The 18,048-nt window shown below is 60.3% G+C and carries 25 protein-coding genes, 1 tRNA gene and 2 pseudogenes; 20 read left to right on the top strand and 8 right to left on the bottom strand.

All coding sequences use genetic code 11. From position 1 onward, the window contains the following. Window positions 1-275: 275 nt before the first annotated feature. Genes G5575_RS17360 through G5575_RS17345 form a run of 4 tightly spaced genes read right to left on the bottom strand, consistent with a single transcriptional unit; the run spans window position 276 to window position 2,037 of the window. Window positions 276-1,184, bottom strand: coding sequence for a DUF2312 domain-containing protein (locus G5575_RS17360; RefSeq protein ID WP_164535407.1), 909 nt, complete (start codon window positions 1,182-1,184; stop codon window positions 276-278). Beyond that, window positions 1,185-1,535: a LexA family protein gene (locus tag G5575_RS17355; RefSeq protein ID WP_207633224.1), complete on the bottom strand. Its 351-nt coding sequence runs from the start codon at window positions 1,533-1,535 to the stop codon at window positions 1,185-1,187. Continuing rightward, on the bottom strand, window positions 1,532-1,801 hold the full coding sequence (locus G5575_RS17350) for a hypothetical protein (protein WP_164535406.1): 270 nt from the start codon (window positions 1,799-1,801) through the stop codon (window positions 1,532-1,534). Before G5575_RS17350 ends, G5575_RS17355 begins: the two co-directional genes overlap by 4 nt. Further along, window positions 1,798-2,037, bottom strand: coding sequence for a hypothetical protein (locus G5575_RS17345; RefSeq protein ID WP_164535405.1), 240 nt, complete (start codon window positions 2,035-2,037; stop codon window positions 1,798-1,800). Before G5575_RS17345 ends, G5575_RS17350 begins: the two co-directional genes overlap by 4 nt. Window positions 2,038-2,063: 26 nt before the next feature. Here G5575_RS17345 and G5575_RS19610 point away from each other — a divergent pair, with 26 nt between their 5' ends. Both G5575_RS19610 and tcmP read left to right on the top strand, forming a co-directional pair. Continuing rightward, entirely contained in the window at window positions 2,064-2,699 is a 636-nt protein-coding gene (locus G5575_RS19610; protein ID WP_207633223.1) for a phage repressor protein, read from the top strand. Between the two features lie 7 nt (window positions 2,700-2,706). Then, window positions 2,707-3,689: pseudogene (tcmP, locus tag G5575_RS22420) on the top strand (three-Cys-motif partner protein TcmP). Here tcmP and G5575_RS17325 read toward each other — a convergent pair. Beyond that, window positions 3,628-4,383, bottom strand: coding sequence for a DUF5131 family protein (locus G5575_RS17325; protein WP_164535402.1), 756 nt, complete (start codon window positions 4,381-4,383; stop codon window positions 3,628-3,630). The pseudogene tcmP and the gene G5575_RS17325 overlap by 62 nt on opposite strands. 234 nt (window positions 4,384-4,617) lie before the next feature. Between G5575_RS17325 and G5575_RS17320 the strand changes: the two genes are divergently transcribed. The 5 genes from G5575_RS17320 (at window position 4,618) to G5575_RS17300 (ending at window position 5,943) form a co-directional block, all read left to right on the top strand. Next, the gene (locus G5575_RS17320) at window positions 4,618-4,851 is read left to right on the top strand and encodes a hypothetical protein (protein ID WP_164535401.1); all 234 of its coding nucleotides are present in this window, start codon (window positions 4,618-4,620) and stop codon (window positions 4,849-4,851) included. Between the two features lie 58 nt (window positions 4,852-4,909). Further along, complete coding sequence (locus tag G5575_RS17315) at window positions 4,910-5,182, top strand: hypothetical protein (protein WP_164535400.1); 273 nt, start codon at window positions 4,910-4,912, stop codon at window positions 5,180-5,182. Then, window positions 5,179-5,403 carry a hypothetical protein gene (locus tag G5575_RS17310; protein WP_164535399.1) on the top strand — a complete coding sequence of 75 codons (225 nt, stop codon included), beginning with the start codon at window positions 5,179-5,181 and terminating at the stop codon, window positions 5,401-5,403. Before G5575_RS17315 ends, G5575_RS17310 begins: the two co-directional genes overlap by 4 nt. A 103-nt stretch (window positions 5,404-5,506) precedes the next feature. Beyond that, a complete protein-coding gene (locus tag G5575_RS17305) occupies window positions 5,507-5,800 on the top strand; it encodes a hypothetical protein (protein WP_164535398.1) in 294 nt (97 codons plus the stop codon). Then, window positions 5,797-5,943 (top strand): hypothetical protein, encoded by a 147-nt coding sequence (locus G5575_RS17300; protein ID WP_164535397.1) that lies wholly within the window; start codon window positions 5,797-5,799, stop codon window positions 5,941-5,943. The genes G5575_RS17305 and G5575_RS17300 overlap by 4 nt, the downstream gene beginning before the upstream one ends. Window positions 5,944-5,954: 11 nt before the next feature. Here the strand turns inward: G5575_RS17300 and G5575_RS21950 are convergent, their stop codons facing one another. Beyond that, entirely contained in the window at window positions 5,955-6,767 is an 813-nt protein-coding gene (locus G5575_RS21950) for an HNH endonuclease (RefSeq protein WP_164535396.1), read from the bottom strand. Window positions 6,768-6,841: 74 nt separating this feature from the next. Between G5575_RS21950 and G5575_RS17290 the strand changes: the two genes are divergently transcribed. Genes G5575_RS17290 through G5575_RS17275 form a run of 4 tightly spaced genes read left to right on the top strand, consistent with a single transcriptional unit; the run spans window position 6,842 to window position 9,312 of the window. Beyond that, the gene (locus G5575_RS17290; RefSeq protein ID WP_164535395.1) at window positions 6,842-8,068 is read left to right on the top strand and encodes a phosphoadenosine phosphosulfate reductase domain-containing protein; all 1,227 of its coding nucleotides are present in this window, start codon (window positions 6,842-6,844) and stop codon (window positions 8,066-8,068) included. Continuing rightward, window positions 8,065-8,286, top strand: coding sequence for a hypothetical protein (locus G5575_RS17285; protein ID WP_164535394.1), 222 nt, complete (start codon window positions 8,065-8,067; stop codon window positions 8,284-8,286). The genes G5575_RS17290 and G5575_RS17285 overlap by 4 nt, the downstream gene beginning before the upstream one ends. Continuing rightward, window positions 8,279-8,920 carry a hypothetical protein gene (locus tag G5575_RS17280; protein WP_164535393.1) on the top strand — a complete coding sequence of 214 codons (642 nt, stop codon included), beginning with the start codon at window positions 8,279-8,281 and terminating at the stop codon, window positions 8,918-8,920. The genes G5575_RS17285 and G5575_RS17280 overlap by 8 nt, the downstream gene beginning before the upstream one ends. Beyond that, window positions 8,920-9,312, top strand: coding sequence for an HNH endonuclease (locus tag G5575_RS17275; RefSeq protein WP_164535392.1), 393 nt, complete (start codon window positions 8,920-8,922; stop codon window positions 9,310-9,312). The genes G5575_RS17280 and G5575_RS17275 overlap by 1 nt, the downstream gene beginning before the upstream one ends. 2 nt (window positions 9,313-9,314) lie before the next feature. Here G5575_RS17275 and G5575_RS17270 read toward each other — a convergent pair whose 3' ends face one another. Beyond that, the gene (locus tag G5575_RS17270) at window positions 9,315-9,551 is read right to left on the bottom strand and encodes a hypothetical protein (RefSeq protein ID WP_164535391.1); all 237 of its coding nucleotides are present in this window, start codon (window positions 9,549-9,551) and stop codon (window positions 9,315-9,317) included. 14 nt (window positions 9,552-9,565) lie between these two features. Between G5575_RS17270 and G5575_RS17265 the strand changes: the two genes are divergently transcribed. Next, window positions 9,566-9,832: a hypothetical protein gene (locus G5575_RS17265; protein ID WP_207633222.1), complete on the top strand. Its 267-nt coding sequence runs from the start codon at window positions 9,566-9,568 to the stop codon at window positions 9,830-9,832. 43 nt (window positions 9,833-9,875) lie between these two features. Here G5575_RS17265 and G5575_RS17260 read toward each other — a convergent pair whose 3' ends face one another. Further along, window positions 9,876-10,052: a hypothetical protein gene (locus G5575_RS17260; RefSeq protein ID WP_164535390.1), complete on the bottom strand. Its 177-nt coding sequence runs from the start codon at window positions 10,050-10,052 to the stop codon at window positions 9,876-9,878. Between the two features lie 352 nt (window positions 10,053-10,404). Between G5575_RS17260 and G5575_RS17255 the strand changes: the two genes are divergently transcribed. From G5575_RS17255 to G5575_RS17220, 8 genes and pseudogenes are all read left to right on the top strand, one after another. After that, a complete protein-coding gene (locus G5575_RS17255; protein WP_164535389.1) occupies window positions 10,405-10,899 on the top strand; it encodes a tyrosine-type recombinase/integrase in 495 nt (164 codons plus the stop codon). Window positions 10,900-10,981: 82 nt separating this feature from the next. After that, window positions 10,982-11,055, top strand: a tRNA-Cys gene (locus G5575_RS17250). 235 nt (window positions 11,056-11,290) lie between these two features. Next, window positions 11,291-11,485, top strand: coding sequence for a hypothetical protein (locus G5575_RS17245; RefSeq protein ID WP_164535388.1), 195 nt, complete (start codon window positions 11,291-11,293; stop codon window positions 11,483-11,485). 99 nt (window positions 11,486-11,584) lie between these two features. Next, window positions 11,585-11,896, top strand: coding sequence for a D-alanine--poly(phosphoribitol) ligase (locus G5575_RS17240; protein WP_164535387.1), 312 nt, complete (start codon window positions 11,585-11,587; stop codon window positions 11,894-11,896). Further along, complete coding sequence (locus G5575_RS17235; protein ID WP_328766492.1) at window positions 11,893-14,133, top strand: AMP-binding protein; 2,241 nt, start codon at window positions 11,893-11,895, stop codon at window positions 14,131-14,133. The genes G5575_RS17240 and G5575_RS17235 overlap by 4 nt, the downstream gene beginning before the upstream one ends. A 6-nt stretch (window positions 14,134-14,139) precedes the next feature. Next, the gene (locus G5575_RS17230; RefSeq protein WP_164535385.1) at window positions 14,140-15,225 is read left to right on the top strand and encodes an ABC transporter ATP-binding protein; all 1,086 of its coding nucleotides are present in this window, start codon (window positions 14,140-14,142) and stop codon (window positions 15,223-15,225) included. Window positions 15,226-15,331: 106 nt separating this feature from the next. Then, window positions 15,332-16,360, top strand: a complete 1,029-nt coding sequence (locus tag G5575_RS17225) for an extracellular solute-binding protein (protein ID WP_164535384.1) — start codon at window positions 15,332-15,334, stop codon at window positions 16,358-16,360. 18 nt (window positions 16,361-16,378) lie between these two features. Beyond that, a pseudogene (locus tag G5575_RS17220) lies at window positions 16,379-18,032 on the top strand (ABC transporter permease). The last annotated feature ends 16 nt before the right edge of the window (window positions 18,033-18,048 follow it).

The raw sequence follows: 18,048 nt of genomic DNA, 5'->3' as shown, positions 1-18,048 counted from the left end.
CGACAACAGGCACAGTGCCTTGCTGGGACTCGTCAGCAGTGTGGTCGATCGGCTCTAGACGACCGGCTGCAAGGGTGCTAGGTTCAGTTGGAGGCCGCCAGCTTGGTGTGGTCGAGCACTCGCTTTTTCTTCCGATGACAATGTCACAATGAAACTGCGCTCTAGGGCCGTGTTCCTGAGCAAGCGTGATCGGAGACGGATCGCCCATCTCTTTCAGTCGCTGCACCACTAAAGATCGCAAGTCCCCATGCCGACAGAATAAGGCGTTGGAAGGTTCAAACGCGAATTGGGAAGTTGCGCATGTCGCGCGCCGCCATGTAACGGGCCCAGCCATCGAGAATGACATTGCCCTTCTTGACGATCGGCTGAGCCCTGCCCTTTTCCAGATCGTCGGCAATGACCGCGCTATCTTGGCCGGCCCATCCGAATGCAGCGGAGATGGCTCCGCGCTCTACGCCTTCTGGTGGGAAGGTTTCCCAGGTGATGACGCGCGGTTCGGCATACTTCGAGGCCGGAGCGGCAGAGGAAGGAGCCTCCACCGACCTATACGTCTCGGAAACTGGTGCCGTCTCTCCGGCTGTTACCACTGTCCCGGCCTGCAAGGCTATTGTGGTTGGCCCATCTACGACCCCGGGATGGAGCATGGCGCTAGTGTCTCTCGCGCTTCCGATGTCAGATTTAGTCTCGACACTGACAGAGCTTGGTGCCGATTCCGGCTGAATGGGTGTGGAGATTTCAGCGGCTTCGCTCTCCACTGGCGAAGTAACAACCGGCTCGGAAGCCGTGACCGCCTGGCCAGCCGATACGGGCGACTGGGATTTCAAATTGGCGACATCGACGATGGCCATGGCCGGGTCGGCCCGAAGGGCAGCAACCGGGCTTGGCTTCTCGGACGCATGCGCCTGCGTAGCAGGTTTTATGCCAACTTTGCCGGACGCGCCCAGATAGGCGGTCAGGTAGAGGTCGAAGATCGCTTCGCCCTCAGCCACCTTGTCTGCATCCTTGTCCTTCTTGCGAAGGTAGGTGACGAGGTTGCCGAGCTGGGTCTTGTCGAAGCCGTTTGCCTTGGCTTCAGCGTAGATTTCCTTCACGTCAGCGGCGATAGCGTCCGCCTCTTCCTTCATGCGAAGGATGCGGTCGACGTAGGCCTTGATCTGATCCTGGGCGACGTTGCTGTCGGACATTTAGGCGGCCCTCGAAGCGATCTGCAGCGAGCGCGCACGATTGGGCATCCGCACCAGTCGGCCACGATCGACCAGTTGACTGATGATGCGATGCACACCGCTTTTGGCTGCGAGGCCGAGCGCCTCTCGCAGCTCATCGAAGCTCGGCGAGCAGTCATGCTCGGCCTGGTATTGGTCGATGAACTTAAGGGCTTGAGCCTGCCGAGATGTCAGGCCGGCCAACGGCAGCTTATGGCGCTGCTCGGTTTCCATGATCGCCAAAGCGACCAGGTTGACTGTGCGGGCACCATCATGGGCTTCCACAAACGATCGGGCCCGAGCCATGTAGGCTTCTGGAATGTCGGTGCTCATGCTGCTTCCTCGACGGAATGCAGCGTGAAGCTGAGGGCATTGACCGGGATAACACGGCAGCCGGCAGCAGCATCGAACAACGACCGGCACCTCCGCGCCTGCTCTATTGTCCCCTGCCAGGCATATTGCCGACCGGACTGCAGATGCTGACCGGACTGGTTGAGATACCGACCGCCAGCCATGAGGAAGTATTTCGCTTCGTTCTTGGCGCCATGCTCGGCAGCGCCGGCGGTCAGCTTGGAACGGATAGGATCGCTGTTGATCATGCGGCCACCTGCCGACTGATCGCTTCCGGCCATTCTGCCTCTGCCGGCCAGTTGGCGGCGAACCAGGCAACGACTTCATCGTACTTTTTGGCGGTGAAGGTCTTGCCGTCCCGGATGCGCGAAAAGAACCGGCCATCGGAAGCGCAAAGGCGCCCAACGGTGGTCTCTTCGAGCTTTCGCGCTTTGCCGAAAGCTTCTCCAAGGGCGATCAGGTTAGAAGCAAGTTCTGTTTCCATGAACAAACGATAGTTGGAAACTTCCAATGATGCAATGGGAAACTTCCAATTCGCGTTTGAACCTTCCAACGCCTTATTCTGTCGGCATGGGGGACTTGCGATCTTTAGTGGTGCAGCGACTGAAAGAGATGGGCGATCCGTCTCCGATCACGCTTGCTCAGGAACACGGCCTAGAGCGCAGTTTCATTAATGACATTGTCATCGGGAAGAAAAAGCGAGTGCTCGACCACACCAAGCTGGCGGCCGCACTCCAACTGAACCCCAGCGCCCTTGCAGCCGGTCGTCTAGAGCCGATCGACCACACTGCTGACGAGTCCCAGCAAGGCACTGTGCCTGTTGTCGGCTATGTTGGTGCCGGCGCTGAAGCACACTTCTACGCACTGAGCGACGGTGAGCTCGATCGCGTCCCCGCCCCCGATGGCGCCACACCTGAAACTGTCGCAGTTGAGATACGAGGCGAGAGCCTTGGCCCACTGTTTGAACGCTGGTTGGTTCACTACGACGACGTCCGATCGCCGATCACCCAGGATCTCGTCGGCCAATTATGCGTCGTGGGGCTGCCCGACGACCGAGTGCTGGTCAAGAAAATCCGGCGCGCAAAGTCCAAGGGGATGGCCTCTATGACCTGCTGTCAAACGCGGAAGACCCGATTTTTGATGTAGTGATCATGTGGGCAGCGAAAGTCAAAAGCATGGTGCCCAGGTGAACCAGAAGCCGCCGACAAAGCATGTGTTCGGCGGCCCATGGACCGAGGTCAAGCTCGACGCAGTCCAGTATTATCTCGAGTGCTACGCCAAGGCGTTGACTTGGGCGGAGATGGACATTTGGTACATCGACGCCTTCGCCGGGACCGGCGACCGAGAAGCCACCCGGGAAATCGGCGGTCTGTTCGAGAACCTTCCGATTGAAACAATCACGGAAACGCTCGCCGGGTCCGCGAGACGAGCCCTGCAGGTCGACCCACCTTTTGGACATTTCGTCTTCATTGAAAACCATCCTGAGAGGTGCGCCGCTTTAGAGGCCTTGCAGCAGGAAACCACTCGCCCTGTAAGCGTCATTCGGGGGAGGCTAACGCTGTGCTTACGCGGATGGTCAGCGAACAGCCTTGGGTTCGCAAAGACAAGTCACGAAGCCGGGGCGTGGTCTTTTTAGATCCCTACGCTCTTGAGGTTGATTGGGCCACCCTACAGGCACTCACCAGAACCCAAGTGCTCGATGTCTGGTATTTGTTCCCCCTTGAAGCCGTTCTGCGGCAACTGGCACGTCGCATTTCTGGGGTGGGGGTAAAGGCACCTAAGCTCGACAAAGTGCTAAGCACTGCATGGAGAGAGCTTTACGCTCTGCCTGAGCCTGACCCCGTCCAGAGGGTCGATATATTTGATGTTCGTGAAGATGATGAGCTTCAGCGCGCAGCTTCAGCGAAGCAGGTCGAGGAGTGGTTCAGGCAGCAACTCAAGAAAGAGTTCGCCTACGTGCCGGAGCCAGTGCCCATCCTTCGTTCAACGAACCGCCAGATGTTCTCACTGTTCCTTTGCGTAGCCAACCCATCGTCCGCCGCAACTACGCTAGCGGATGGCTTTATGAAGTACGTCAAGCAAGGGCGGAAGCCGGCATCTCATCGTAAGTCCGGCCGCGAAGCATCCGACCAGTAGCTTTCTTGTTGCGCCCGCCCCACTGCTTAAAGAAGAACGCAGTACCGGATCGCCGACAAGCCGTTTCAATTTCGTCCACCCATACGGGATCCATAGGACGGGAGTTCGGACCGGATTCACCACCCACAATCGCCCAATGAACATCGTGTAGCTCGGCGCCAGCCACTGACCCGATCAAGGGCTCAAACGATACGAAGCGAATGGCGGCAGGAACCTTGCGCAATTCGTCGAGCCGGTGGAGCACGCGCCCGTCTTCCACGCTTGTTCCAAGCCACACGTTTTGCAACACCGGGAAGTCCACCCGGCTTAAAACCTCGGCCATTCGCTCGGGGCGTTTTGTCAGAATTTGGTAGGTATGACGAGGCGTGGCTGCCATCGTCGACCAAACGTCCCGGATGAAATCAGCGGGAACATCTGAGTGGAACAGGTCTGACATCGAATTTACGAACACCCGGCGCGGCTTCGACCAGGTCTGAGGCACTGATAATGCCTTGCGATCCAGAGCGATGTGGCCGGTCCACTTAGCGCGACCACCGCTCTTGCGGGTTGTTCCAGCATATTTGTCTTGGCCCATGGCTTCCAGCCGTGCCGCCATTCTCATGGCGTAGCAGTTGGTACAGCCGGCGGTCAGGATTGTGCACCCTGCCACTGGGTTCCATGTTGAATCTGTCCACTCGATCGATGTGTCAGCCATGCGAATCTCCTACGCCACAGGATCGGCTCGGGCTATTAACAATCCGTTTTACATGAACAGAACAAGAACAAAACGGAGCTGACCCCTTCGCTGTTGCTGACGCCACAATAGCAGCAACCGTGCTTCAATCAACCAGAAGTTGGAAGCTTCCAATTTCCTACTTGACTAGTTGGAAGTTTCCAACGCATAGTCTCTCCATCAGATCACGAGGCGAGCGCCTCTATGGAGATGGAAATGCAGACGAAGCGCACACCCTGGGTTCACGTCACCGACAAGCCAGCATGGGCAAACAGCAAAGTTTCCGCCTACCGGATTTGGATGCAGACCGATGGCCGTCGCTTCTGGCAGCGCCATGAGTGGCTGATGCGCGACCGCTCCGTTGATCTTTGCGACTGGATAGACGCGCACACGACCTCATTCCCTGTGCACTACGAAGACTGCACATCCGAAGAGCTGATCGCCGCCTGACCCTTCATCAGCCAGCCTCGCAGCGGGGCTGGTCAATGAAAGATCAGGAGATTTCATCATGGTCGATACCAAGGGCCTTAAGCGCCAGCGTGACGACTGGACCAACAACAGCATCTATGCCCGGCCGCGTAAGCCGCGGGAGCGCAAGCGGCCTACGCCCGAACAGCGCGCCGAGATGGATCGCATCTTCGACGAGGCGGAAGCCCGTTGGAACGCTCCTGCGGTCACTCAATCCAGACTTCTCGAAGCCATCGTCGACACCGAAGCCCGCATTGCCGTCGAAGGCGATACGGCCATGGACGATGTTCCTTTTGGGGAGAGCGGGGAATGAAACAGCGCCACCTCAAATCCATGCAGAAGCAGTGCGCAGATTTCAACGCACGCTACGCAGTCGGCCAGTCGATTAAGTTCTGGACCGGCCCGCGTGAAGGCAACCCGACCCATGAAGGTGTCATCCGTTTTCCAGCGGACGTCATGGGAGGCCACACCCCGGTTGTTTGGGTTGCTGGAGCCGGAAGCATCGCGCTTTCGCATGTTGGAGGCCCAGCATGAACCCCGCACTTGAGATCACCCTCTCCGCTGCTTGGTTCGCCTTGGCCATCGCTCTTGCAACCTGGATGCGCGCCGATACGCCCATGCCCAGCTGGTGGGGGTTATGATGATGGCCGACATTTCAGCGCCGACCTGCAGCAAATGCCGTTGGTTCAAGGAAGGCAAGACGCCGCCAGGTGGGCGCCTGGGCATTCTGGTGCAGTCTAAGGGCTGGGACGGATTTAGCGGGCCGGGCGGTCAGCACTTCAAGGCTTTGGGTGCGGGCTACTGTGAGAACGTCCACCAGCCACGCGGTCTAGTGCTGACAAACTATGCCTGCCCGAACTTTGAGCAGACGCCGGAAGTCGACGATCAGAAGTCGATCAGCGAAGCCACGGTGCTGAGGATTTCGGCATGAACCCCGAGCTGAAAGCCATGATGGACGCCGAAGGCAACTGGATCACCGTCCAGATGATCCGCACCCGCTCGGGCAAAGGATGGATTGAGAAGCCTGTTCTCTCCTCTTCTGACCGGGCTGTTGAACCGAGAAAGGCAGCGTGATGGCATCGAATTCAAAGCTTCGTTTCGATAGCTGGCATCCGGGCAAGAAGGCTTGTGTTGTAGCTGGCTCCGTCGATGCCGGCGTGCACACGCCTGTGGCAGTTCGGACAGAGCCCAATCACGAACGCTGGGTGATCGGGGCCACCGTCGCTGACACGTCTAATGTGGTGCGGCTCCAGATAGTGGCTGCCATCACGCCGCACGAACGGTGCAGGTGCACCGCAACCTTCACAAGTCCCACGGGCTCGGGCCAACACATAGTTCCGAACGTCGGCGCTCCGCTCGTAAATCGTGCGCGGCTTATTTCCCGTCATGGGCTCGCGAACTCCCGCAGCGGCATAGGCAAGCGCTCGAAGGGCTCCCAGGTCATCAAGGATCGGCGCCGTTGCTTCAACTTGCTCAACAATGCTGTCGATGTGGCGGAGGTGAAAGACGATGACCTGCCGCATAGCGCCATCAGCATCCCGACCCTGTCGCCACTCGAAACTCTCGCAAACCATCTCGCCCACAAAGATGATATCGCGCTGCGGATAGCGCTTGTGAAACAGCAGCAACGACCGACCATCGGCCGCATGATCGCCGATGGCCCTGTTACCGCGGATGTATTGCTGGTGGCCGCGCTGCCCCTCACCGAAGTAGAGGACGGTACCGTCTTCCAAGACTTCGTCGTCGTAACCGTATTCGGGGCCGCGAGCCCCAGACATGATGAAGATGACATTGTGAGCAGGCGCAGGGATGATGCCCGACTGCTGACTCCCGCCGAACCGCGCGTGAATATCCTGGCGTCTATTGTAGGAGCGCCCCTTCTCGAAACCGTAGCTCACCGCAGCTCCCCCAAGCCTTCATTCGAAAACGATAATGAGCAGCTGAGGGATTCGCTACTCTGGGAGCCGGAGGCATGAGCTTTCAACCCACCCTCTTTGGCGGATCCCAGCGGCTTAGTTACGACGACGCCATGGAGATGACGCTTACGTCGATGCGGGCCTATGGCTCGTCGCACGACCATTGGGCCATTGCATACTCTGGTGGTAAAGACAGCTCGGCCACACTGACCGTCATCGCTCACTTGCTTGATGTTGGCCTGCTTGAGCGGCCAAAGTCGCTGTCGGTCTTCTACGCCGACACTCGGCAAGAGCTTCCGCCGCTCGCCATAGCCGCCGAACGCGTGATGCAGCAGCTCCGCGACCGAGGGATCCATGTTGAAGTCGTTCGTGCACCGCTCGACAAGCGCTTCATGGTCTACATCCTTGGCCGCGGCGTGCCGCCTCCAAACAACAACACGCTCCGCTGGTGCACTCGGCAGATCAAAGTCGACCCCATGACCGAGGCGCTCGCCGCACGCATCGACGAGCTCGACGGCAATGTTCTGATGATTACAGGCGTTCGTCAGGGCGAAAGCGCGATCCGCGATCAGCGCATAGTCATGAGCTGCTCTAAAGACGGCGCTGAGTGCGGCCAGGGCTGGTATCAGCAGGTACTGCCAAACGCGAAGGGCATTCGCGGTCGAGTGGCCACACTGGCGCCGCTACTACACTGGCGGGTCTGCAACGTATGGGATTGGCTTCGCATATTTGCGCCGACCGAAGCTTATGGCGCTTGGGCCACTGCCGACGTCGCAGATGCATATGGTGGTGAGGAAGCGGCCGAGATCAACACCCGCACCGGATGCATCGGCTGCCCCCTAACAGATCAGGACAAAGCCCTGGACACAGTGATCGCCACCCCTTCCTGGGCATACCTTGCGCCCCTGAAGGGTCTCAAGCCGCTGTATCGTGAACTGCGCGAGCCGCGTAACCGAATCCGCAAGGAAGGCGCTGAGCGCCTCAAGGACGGTTCGATCGCGGCGAACCCGCAGCGCATGGGCCCGCTGACATTCGAAGCCCGCCTGATGGGACTCGACCGCGTTCTTTCGATCCAGGCGGAATGTAATGCGTCCGCACATCGTCTCGGCCGGCCGCCGATCGACCTTATCAACGGAGAGGAAGAGGCGCGTATCCGAGAGCTAATCGCCAATCAAACCTGGCCAAATGGCTGGGATGGAGATGAGCCGTCGGCAGAGGCATGGCTCGACACTGTATTTCAGGATGGGTCGATCCAGCCGCTGCTTTTTGGAGGCGCAGCATGAGAAGGCTCACCGACCAAGAGCGCCAGCTATTGCGCGACATCATCGAGCAAGACGGCTCGATCTGCCCCGGCAGAGACATTGTCAACCGCATCACCAAGCAGGGCCATAAGTCGCTCCGCCAGATGGCGGGCGTGGGGTTTCTAACCATCGAAGATACCGACGACGGCCCCCGATACCACATCTCTGCTCAAGGGCGGGCGGAGGTGGATCATGGCTGACCGCCCTATCCTATTCTCCGGGCCAATGGTTCGAGCCCTGCTTGCCGGCACCAAGACGCAGACGCGGCGCGCCCTCAATCCTCAACCTTTTCTCGAAGACGGGTCGTGGAAAGTGCAGTGGGGCAAGGTGCTTCGATGCTGGCAGGAAGGCCGCAACCCTCAGATCATTCCGAATTGGCTCCGCATCTCAGTTGGTGACCGGCTCTATGTCCGTGAGCACTGGTTTACCTGGGGCATATTTGATGACCTCGCGCCATCCAAACTGACCGGCACAGAGGGCGTGAGCTATATCGCAGATGGTCACGAGGGACCGCGCGCCGGCAGGTTCCGCCAAGGCATGCACATGCCTCGTTGGGCATCGCGCCTCACGCTCAAAGTCACCGATGTGCGGGTCGAGCGGCTGCAGGATTGCAGCGAAGCCGATGCGATAGCCGAGGGTGTCGAGCAGTATTCCAGTTCGATCAAGCTCTCCCATCCATTCAACCCGGACTGGAAGGGCATCTACCGCGAAGGCTATGCCGAACTGTGGAACTCCATCAACGGGGCTGGCGCATGGGAAGCAAACCCTTGGGTTGCTGCCTACACCTTCACCGTCGTGCGCGAGAATATTGACCAGATCGGGAAGGCTGCCTGATGCGCACAGCCAAGCTCAAGGAGTGGGTTGGCCGGCGCCCTGAAAGCATGCCCGGTCAGACGGTGCTTTTCCGGCTCCACGCCAAGCAAGGTGGCATCTGCGCATGCGGCTGCGGCCAGGTCATGAACTTCAACGTCGACAAGATCGACTGTGACCACATCGTCGCGCTGATCGATGGCGGCGAAAACCGGGAGAGCAATCTGCAGCTGCTGCTCAACGCCTGTCACAAGGTCAAGACTGCCGCGGAGGCCAGTGCCAGGAGCGAAGAGCGGAAGCACAAGGCGAAGGCCTTTACCGCTCTGCGTAGGCCAAAACGTGGTGCCGGGTTTCCGAAGGCGGAGCCTCAGCGTAGCGCCACCCGGAAGATCGAGAAGTGGAGCCTGCTATCGTGACATCAATTCAGCTTTGCCCTCATGGCAGAGATCAGATCCTGCCACTTCTCCAGCAGCCTCGCGATCTTCACCGCCTTGCCTGGGTGCGCCATCGCCAGCCCCTCCAAGATTTCGACCTCTTCAGAGATCATCATCATGGTGGCCTGGTTCGGCAGATCGCCCCGATTGATCATGGCCATGTAGGTCGAGATCGTTCGGCGGCTCAGGATGATGCGCTGATCTGCTTCGGCGGGTGTCATGGGAGAATCATGCCATGACCAAAAGCCTTTCGCCATCCGATTTGCCAACTTGGCCGGCCGCCATGAACCAGCAGATGGCAGCAGCCTACTGCGGGATCTCCGTTGACACCTTCGTTGACGCGTGTCCGGTCAAACCTATCGCCATCACCAGTTCGAAGACCGGAAAGCGCTATCTGCGCACCCGGCTAGACGAGTGGTTACTGTCTCTGGATAATCCCGGCCCACAACGTCAGGGCATGGGAGCAATGTGGCGTGCCTCGCGTGAAGCTCAAAGGGCTTAATATTCGCCGGAACAAGACCGGCAAATGGTACGTGTCGCTGCGCTCAACCGGCAAGCTTCTGCTGACGGTTGAAGGCACACGCGACGACGTAGATCGCCAAATGGAAAGCGCCGACTTCCTGCACGCCTATGCGAGTGCCGAGCGGCAGCGCCTGCGCCAGTACGCTGCAGGGACCTTCGGGGCTCTGTCCGAGCGCTACCGCCTGGGCAAAAGCTTCCAAGCCCTCGCTCCCCGCACCCGCGAGGATTACACCAAGGTGCTACTGTTCCTTAGCCGATGCGCCGACTACAGCGCGGACATAATTGAGACCGCCGACGTCATCGAAATGCGCGACATTGCCGCTGCCGAAAAAGGCGCGAAGTTTTCGGACTTCGTTACGGCCGTGATGTCGAACGTGTTCCGCGAGGCCATCGAAGCGGGGCTGATGAAGACCAACCCGGCGAAGGGCGTGCGGAGGCTCTACAAGACCAGCGCAGAAGCGAACCGCCGTTGGACCGAAACCGAATACCGGCTGGCCTACGAGGCGGCGCCTGTCCATCTACGAGCCATTCTGGCCATCGCGAAGAACTGGCTTGCGAGGGCAGGACATAGCTCGGCTGACCTGGGCAAATTACCGTGCCGATCCGGACATGGGAAAGGTGCTGGCATTCGTGCCGAGGAAGAACGGCGGCAAGGTTGGGGAGATCACCATTGGTGTTCCCGCCGAACTGCGGAGCTTACTCGACGCAATGAAGGCTGGTGATGGCACTGTGCAGCCGGCGGGCAATGCGCCGATCTGCCGGAACAGCCGTGGCAAGGCTTATCCGACCGAAAATGCTATGCGCCAGGTGTGGCAACAGGTGAAGCTATCGGAAGCGTTCAAGGCCGCCCTGCCCGATGGCCAAGATCTCACACTGCATGGCCTGCGCGTCACCTTTGCCAGCGAGCTGCGCGAATCGGGCTTCTCTGATCGCGAAGTCGCGGACATGCTCGGCGATCTCTCGGAAGGCATGGGCAAGCGCTACAGCCGCGGCGCCGAAATGCGCAAGACGAGCCTGCGCGTGCATCAGCGCCGGAACGCGTCGTGAACCAATTTTGCACACACAGCGGTTAGTGTGTGCAAAGGCTGGCTTGACAGGGAAGCGGAAACCCCTGAAAAGCCGGGCGTGAGGCCGCGTGGCGGAGTGGTTACGCAGCGGATTGCAAATCCGTGTATTCCGGTTCGATTCCGGACGCGGCCTCCAGTTTTGGTGCATCGGTGTTGCGTGCTAGGTCGCGGCAGTTCGCATTTGGCGACGCTGGGAGGTGCAGTGGGTGCTCAATTTACTTTCAAATATTCGACCTGAGTGACTGCGGCTTGTCGTGGTGGCGCCGAAAGGTTAACCACATGGCGCGGCGGGCATTGATGGCGGGACGGCTGGGGTGTTGTTCATAAGAACAGCGCAGAGCCGTCGCTATCATTGCTGAGGATCGCGTTCTTTGGACTTGTTGCCCTTCGCCTTTGTCGTTGACCTGACGCTTTGGTCGGTCGCCGGATACGTGGTCTATCGCATTGGCCGCCGGTTTTGGCCTGACGGCTTTACCGACCCTTATCTGGTCGTCGGTATCTTCTTCACCATTGGCACATTGGTCACCATGACCACATTCCCACGCTGGGCCGTTTATCAGCCGTGACCTTGTGCACGCCGCTGGATCGGAATCATCCGGCGATTTAAGTTGACGACGAGTGTCAGCAACTCTACGCGGCGGCGACGCACTGCTGGATCGCCGACGATGTTTTTCTCCGAGTCCCATCTTCGCAGCTTCGGCGCCAACCCTTGCCTCGTACATGAGGGCAGAGTTAGCACCTATGCCGAGGTGGCTGAGCTGGCAAAGGCTGCGGCTCGGGAGCTTCCCGCCGAGCAGCAACTTATCGCAATCGAGATGACGCAAACGCCGGCGGCCATCGCCCGATATCTCGGTACTCTGGATGCCGGGCACGCGGTAATTCCGATCATGACAGGGCACGAGGAGTTGCTGGCCTTGGCGGTAAAGCGCTTTCGCCCGGGGCCAGCTGGCAGACGAGAAACGGCGTTTACGAGCTGACGCAGTATCAGAACGCGGCCGAAATCCACCCTGATCTTCGGCTCTTGCTGGAAACGTCGGGAAGCACCGGGCGTGGAAAGGGCGTGAGGCTTTCCAGGACGGCTGTGGAGGCCAATGCGAGGGCGATCGCAGAATACCTCCATATACGCGAGAGCGACCGGGCGGCGTTGGTCCTCCCCCTGCACTATTCCTATGGCCTCTCGGTGCTCCATTCTCATCTGGCCCGTGGCGCCAGCTTGTGGCTGGCGGATCAGTCGATCCTTGCGCCAGGCTTCGGTGCAGCGCTGGAAGCATCCGGTGCCACGAGCCTGGCTGGCGTTCCACACCACTTCAACATGCTGCAAAGCCTGGGGCTCGACGATGCACTTCCAGAAAAGATCACCTGCCTGACGGTTGCGGGCGGCGCCATGCCGGCCGATCGCGTCATGCACTGGGCTTCGGTGATGAAGGAAAGACGGGGACGGTTCGTGGTGATGTATGGCCAGACCGAGGCTACGGCGCGCATCGCCTATCTCCCGCCCCACCTTGCCCTCAGCAACCCGGATGCCATCGGCAAAGCCATACCGGGCGGGAAGCTTTTGCTTGAGAGCGAGGATGGCGAGCTCGTCAGCGATGCCGGTGAGGAAGGGGAACTGGTCTATAGCGGCCCCAACATCATGATGGGCTATGCGCAATCGGCAGAGGATCTGCGCAAGGGTCCGGAGATCGATCGGATGATGACGGGCGACCTCGCGACCGTCGACGCCAACGGCCTCTACAGGATCACCGGACGACGATCCCGCATGTCCAAGATTGCAGGCCTTCGCATTGGGCATGATGCGCTGGAACAAGCGCTGGCGGCGGAGGGATACGATGCCGCCGTGTGGGGCAATGACCAGAACATCTGGGTTGCCGTTGCAGGATCGGCGGAAGGCGTTTCGGCCCAGGCGGCTCGATTAGCGGGCATCGGAGCACAGCATGTCCGCGTGGTGTCGTGCCCGGCTTTTCCGCGGCATGCGAATGGCAAGATCGACTACCCCGCTTTGCGCAAGCTGGAAGAAACCGAGCCAGCGCCACGCACACTTTTGCCCATCTTCGCACAGACCTTTGCGCCGAAGGCGGTGTCATCCAACGACAGCTTTTCGAGCCTGGGCGGCGACTCGCTGCAACATGTCGAGCTCTTGATGGAGATGGAGCGCCTTTTCGACGGTGTTCCGGAGGGCTGGGAACAGCTCACCATCCGTCAACTGGAAACGGCCGCCGGACCAAAACGTACTGGCGTATCGACCCCGATCCTTGTCCGGGCGCTGGCAATCCTGGCCGTCGTCGTCACGCACCAAACGCTTTGGCCGGTCTATGGTGGGGCCGCCGCCATGGTGATGCTGCTGGGCCTGAGCATTGCGCAGCACCGCCGCGATGCACTGGTCCAGTGGAACCCCGGCCGGTTTTTGCAGCCGACGCTACGCGTGCTGATCCCCTATGGGATCGTGCTCGCCGGCTATGCCGCAGCATGGGGGCAAATCCCTTGGGCGTCGCTGTTGCTGATATCAAATCTCGGGATCACGACGCCCGAAACGCACCAGATGCTTCCTTACCTTTACTGGTTCATCGAAGCCTATATGCAGATCAGCATCCTGGTGCTTCTGCTGTTCTGGGTTCGGCCGGCAAGACGGTTGCTTTCCGACCATCCCTTCATGGCGAGCCTGTGCCTCCTCGGGCTAGCCATGTTGCTTCGTCTCATTCCTGAGTTCTGGCCGCTGCAGTCCGGCCGATCGCAATTCACCGTTCCCTGGGTCTTGTTCCTGTTTGCGCTTGGCTGGTGCATAGCCTTTGCCCAGAGCCTCCAGCAAAAAGCGATCACTCTAGCTGCGGCCGCCGTGGCGCTATCGGCGGCCGCCTATATGGGTGGCAATTGGTATGGTGGATGGATCAAATATATGAGCCTGCTGGGCGTTGCGGCAGTGCTGCTGTTTGGTCAGCGAGTGCCGCTGCCGCGTGTTGCGGTGAGAGCGGCGATGCAGATCGCGCGGGCAGCGTTCATGATCTATCTGCTGCACCGCCTCGTTCCGGAGGCAATCATGCCTGCACTTGGGCTTGAACTCCCAAAACCGTTTACCGACAGCGTTGCGATTGTTGGTGGCATCGGACTCGGCCTTGCTGCAGAGCACGCAATGCGCAGTTTCAGCCGCGGTGTTTTGCCGGCCTTGCGGAGCGGGGTTGGCGGCGCCTTGACAAGCCGTCGCAGGCCAAGCCACTAGCGCATCATGACGCCCACCAACTCGATGCTCGTGCTTTCGGCGATTACCCGACACTTCGGACAGGTGGCGGCGCTTCAAAGTATTTCGCTCGAGGTCGGCAGCGGGCAAATCCTTTGCCTCGTGGGACATTCGGGCTGCGGCAAGTCCACCTTGCTGCGCGCGATCGCGGGTATAGAGGCGCTCGACGCGGGCAGCATCGTCATCGATGGCAAGGTCGTTTCAGGACCCGGCGTTTTTGTCGAGCCCGAGCATCGCCGCATCGGCTTCATGTTTCAGGACTATGCCCTTTTCCCTCACCTGTCCGTCCGCGACAATATCGGCTTCGGGTTAGGCCGGCTGAGCCGAGGCGAACGCCAGTCGCGCATCGATGAGATCGTCGAGCGGATCGGTTTGCACCCGCTTATCGACCGCTTCCCCCACATGCTGTCAGGCGGAGAACAACAGCGCGTGGCCCTGGCGCGAGCGCTGGCGCCCCAGCCGCGGCTCCTCCTTATGGACGAGCCCTTTTCCAATCTCGATCGCGTCCTGCGCGACAAGGTTCGGCTCGAAACGCTGTCGATCATCAAGCAATTCGGCATTACGGCAGTGGTCGTGACGCACGATCCGGAAGAAGCCCTGGCCATCGGCGACCTCGTCGCCTTGATGCAAAAGGGTCGGCTGGTGGAAGCCGGTTCGGGTTCCCGCATTTATGACGCGCCATGGACGGCTTATGCCGCCCGCTTCTTTTCGCGCATGAACACCATACCCGCGCGCTTCAACGAAAATGTCCTCGAAACGCCGCTTGGTCGGTTCGAGGCGCATGGGATGGAAGGCGATCCCACGGTTCTGGTACGGCCCCAATCGGTCAAGATTTCCGCGGAGGGGGTGCCGGCCATTATCCTCGACAGGATGATCCTGGGCGAGATCGAGGAACTGCTTCTCGAAATCGGTGGGCTGGACGAGCCGTTGATCATGCGCGGAACGGGAAGGCATGAGCTGCGGCCGGGAGATCGGGTGTGTGTGAGCGTAAACCCACGCGACATCATGATATTCCCGGAGAATGACGATCAAAGCAGATCTGGCAGCAACATCAATAGTTTAAAGCCGCTCTAAAGAGCGTCGCGATTAACTTGACAGCCCCTGTCTTGTATGGCTTCCAGCATCTCAACGATGCTGCGGAGGATCCGCACATCCCAGATCATCGACCAGGGAGTTCTCGATGCGCAACCTCCAAACCGTTCTTGCGATCACCGGCCTGCTGGCCACGACGGCAGCCACGTCGGTTCTTGCCCAAGAGGTCAATATCTATACGACCCGCGAGCCCGGTCTCATCCAGCCGATCCTTGACGCGTTCACCGCTGAATCCGGCATTGCCGTCAACACGGTGTTCCTCGAAAACGGGCTGATCGAGCGCGTCGAGGCCGAGGGCGAAAGGTCCCCGGCGGATCTCCTGATGACCGTCGATTTCGGCGCGCTCATTGACCTCGTGGAAGCCGGCGTGACGCAGCCGGTTCAGTCCGAGGTTCTCGATGCGGCTATCCCCGCCTCGTTGCGCGACCCAGAGGGCAACTGGTTTGCGCTTTCGAGCCGCGCCCGCGTGGTCTACGCCGCCAAGGAACTCGACCTTGACGCCATCACCTACGAAGAACTCGACGACGAGCAGTTCCGCGGCAAGCTGTGCATTCGCTCCGGTCAGCACCCGTACAACACCGCGCTCTTTGCCGCATACCTCGCCAAGCATGGCGAGGCCGAAACCAAGACATGGCTTGAAGGTCTCAAGGCCAACCAGGCGCGGCCGGCGGCTGGCGGCGACCGGGACGGCGCCCGCGACATTGCAGCAGGCGTCTGCGACATTGCCGTTGCCAACTCCTATTATTACGGCCTGATGGCGAGCGGCAAAGGCGGCGACGAGCAGAAGGCCTGGTCCGATGCCGTCAAGGTTATCCTGCCAACTTTCGAAGGCGGTGGTACGCTGGTCAATGTCAGCGGCGCGGCCGTTGCCGTTCACGCTCCGCATCGTGAGGAAGCCGTTCAGCTCTTGGAATATCTCGCATCGGACGAAGCGCAAAAGCTCTATGCCGAAGCCAATTTCGAATATCCCGTTTCCGCTTCCGCCGAAGTCCAGCCGATCATTGCAGCGTTTGGGACCCTGGTGCCCGACAGCCAGTCGCTGACCGATGTGCTGCCGTTCCGCGCCCGGGCCAGCGAGCTCGTGGACGAAGTCAGCTTCGACACGTTCGGCAACTAAGACCGAGCGAAGACCGGCATGACATTCCAGCACACAGCAGTGGGCCTGCCGGTCAAACTGAGCATCTGGGCCGCCGTGGCAATCGCCGTGGCGGCCCTCGCGCTGATCCCGATCGTTTCGCTTGCAGCCACGGCCTTTGTCGATACGGGCGGCCTTTGGGGCCATGTCGTCCAGTTCGTGCTGCCGCAGGCGACGTGGAATACGCTGCAGCTTCTGGCCGGAGCGGGACTGATCGCGACGGTTGTCGGCACAGGTGCGGCCTGGATCGTCAGTGCCTATGATTTCAGAGGGCGCGGCGTACTGGAATGGGCGCTCCTGCTGCCCTTGGCCGTGCCCACCTACATCATGGCCTATGCCTATCTCGACATTCTCAATCCGCTCGGCCCCGTGCAGGGCGTGCTGCGCTGGATGCTTGGTTATTCGAGCCCGCGCCAGTTCCGCTTGCCGGATCTGCGGGCCATGTGGGGCGCCATCCTACTCTTCGGATTTGTCCTCTATCCCTATGTGTACCTCACTGCCCGCGCGATGTTCCTCACGCAGGCGGCCAATGTGGTCGAGGTGGCAAGAACCCTGGGCGTCCCGAAGAGCAAAATCTTGTGGCGCGTGGCCTTGCCGCTGGCGCGGCCCGCGATCGTTGTGGGCGTCGCGCTGGCGCTCATGGAAATCCTCAACGACGTTGGGGCGTCCCAGTTTCTGGGCGTGCGCACCCTCACCGCCACCGTCTACACGACATGGATCGTTCGTACCGACCTGCCCGGCGCAGCGCAGATCGCCATCAGCATGCTGGTGATCGTGCTGGCCGTTCTGACGCTGGAGCGATGGGCCCGTCGTAACCAGCGGTTTGCCTCTGCCGCGCAAAGTTCACGGCAGCTGCAGAGACAGGTCTTGTCTGGTCCCAAGGCTTGGTTGGCCTTTGCTGCAGGCGCTGCGCCGGTTATGATCGGCTTTGCGGGGCCGGCCATCTACCTGGTTGTCGCTGCGATACGACGGATAGAATTTGCCGGGATTTCTCCAGCGCTCGTTCGCGCCACGCTGAACACGGTGACGGTTTCCGCGATCGCTACCGTCACGATCCTGACGCTTGGCTTCGTGGTTGCCTATGCAGCGCGCCTCCAGACCAACACTTGGTCGGCATTCACGATGCGCGCGGCATCGATCGGCTATGCCGTGCCAGGCACGGTGCTCGCCATTGGTATCCTCGTGCCGGTAGCGGCGCTCGACCGGACCATTGGAGGCCTGTGGCATGCCTGGACCGGCTGGCCCTCCGGACTTTTGCTGATCGGCACCGGCACGGCGCTGGTCTATGCCTATGCCGCACGGTTTTTGGCTATTTCGGTCGGTGGGGTCGAGGCCGGGCTGAGCAGGATTCCGCCGGCATACGATCATGCCTCGCGCACGCTTGGCCAATCGGCCATGGGGACGCTGCTGCGCGTGCACCTGCCGCTGTCCAAGTCTTCCCTGATCGCTGCCGGATTGTTGGTCTTCGTCGATTGCATGAAGGAGCTGCCGGCGACCTTGCTGCTGCGTCCGCTCAATTTCGAGCTTGGCCACCCTCTTATACGGCGAGGCGGCGCGCGGGACTTACGAAGATGCGGCGCTGGCGGCCTTGATCATCATCGTCATAGGGATTGCCCCGGTGGTTCTTCTGGCTCGAACCTCGCGGCCACGCTGATGGCCGAGGCGCCGAA

Source organism: Devosia aurantiaca (assembly GCF_011058215.1).
GTDB lineage: Bacteria > Pseudomonadota > Alphaproteobacteria > Rhizobiales > Devosiaceae > Devosia > Devosia aurantiaca.
The sequence above is the reverse complement of the archived record's forward strand: the minus strand, read 5'-3'. Positions and strand labels throughout refer to the sequence as shown.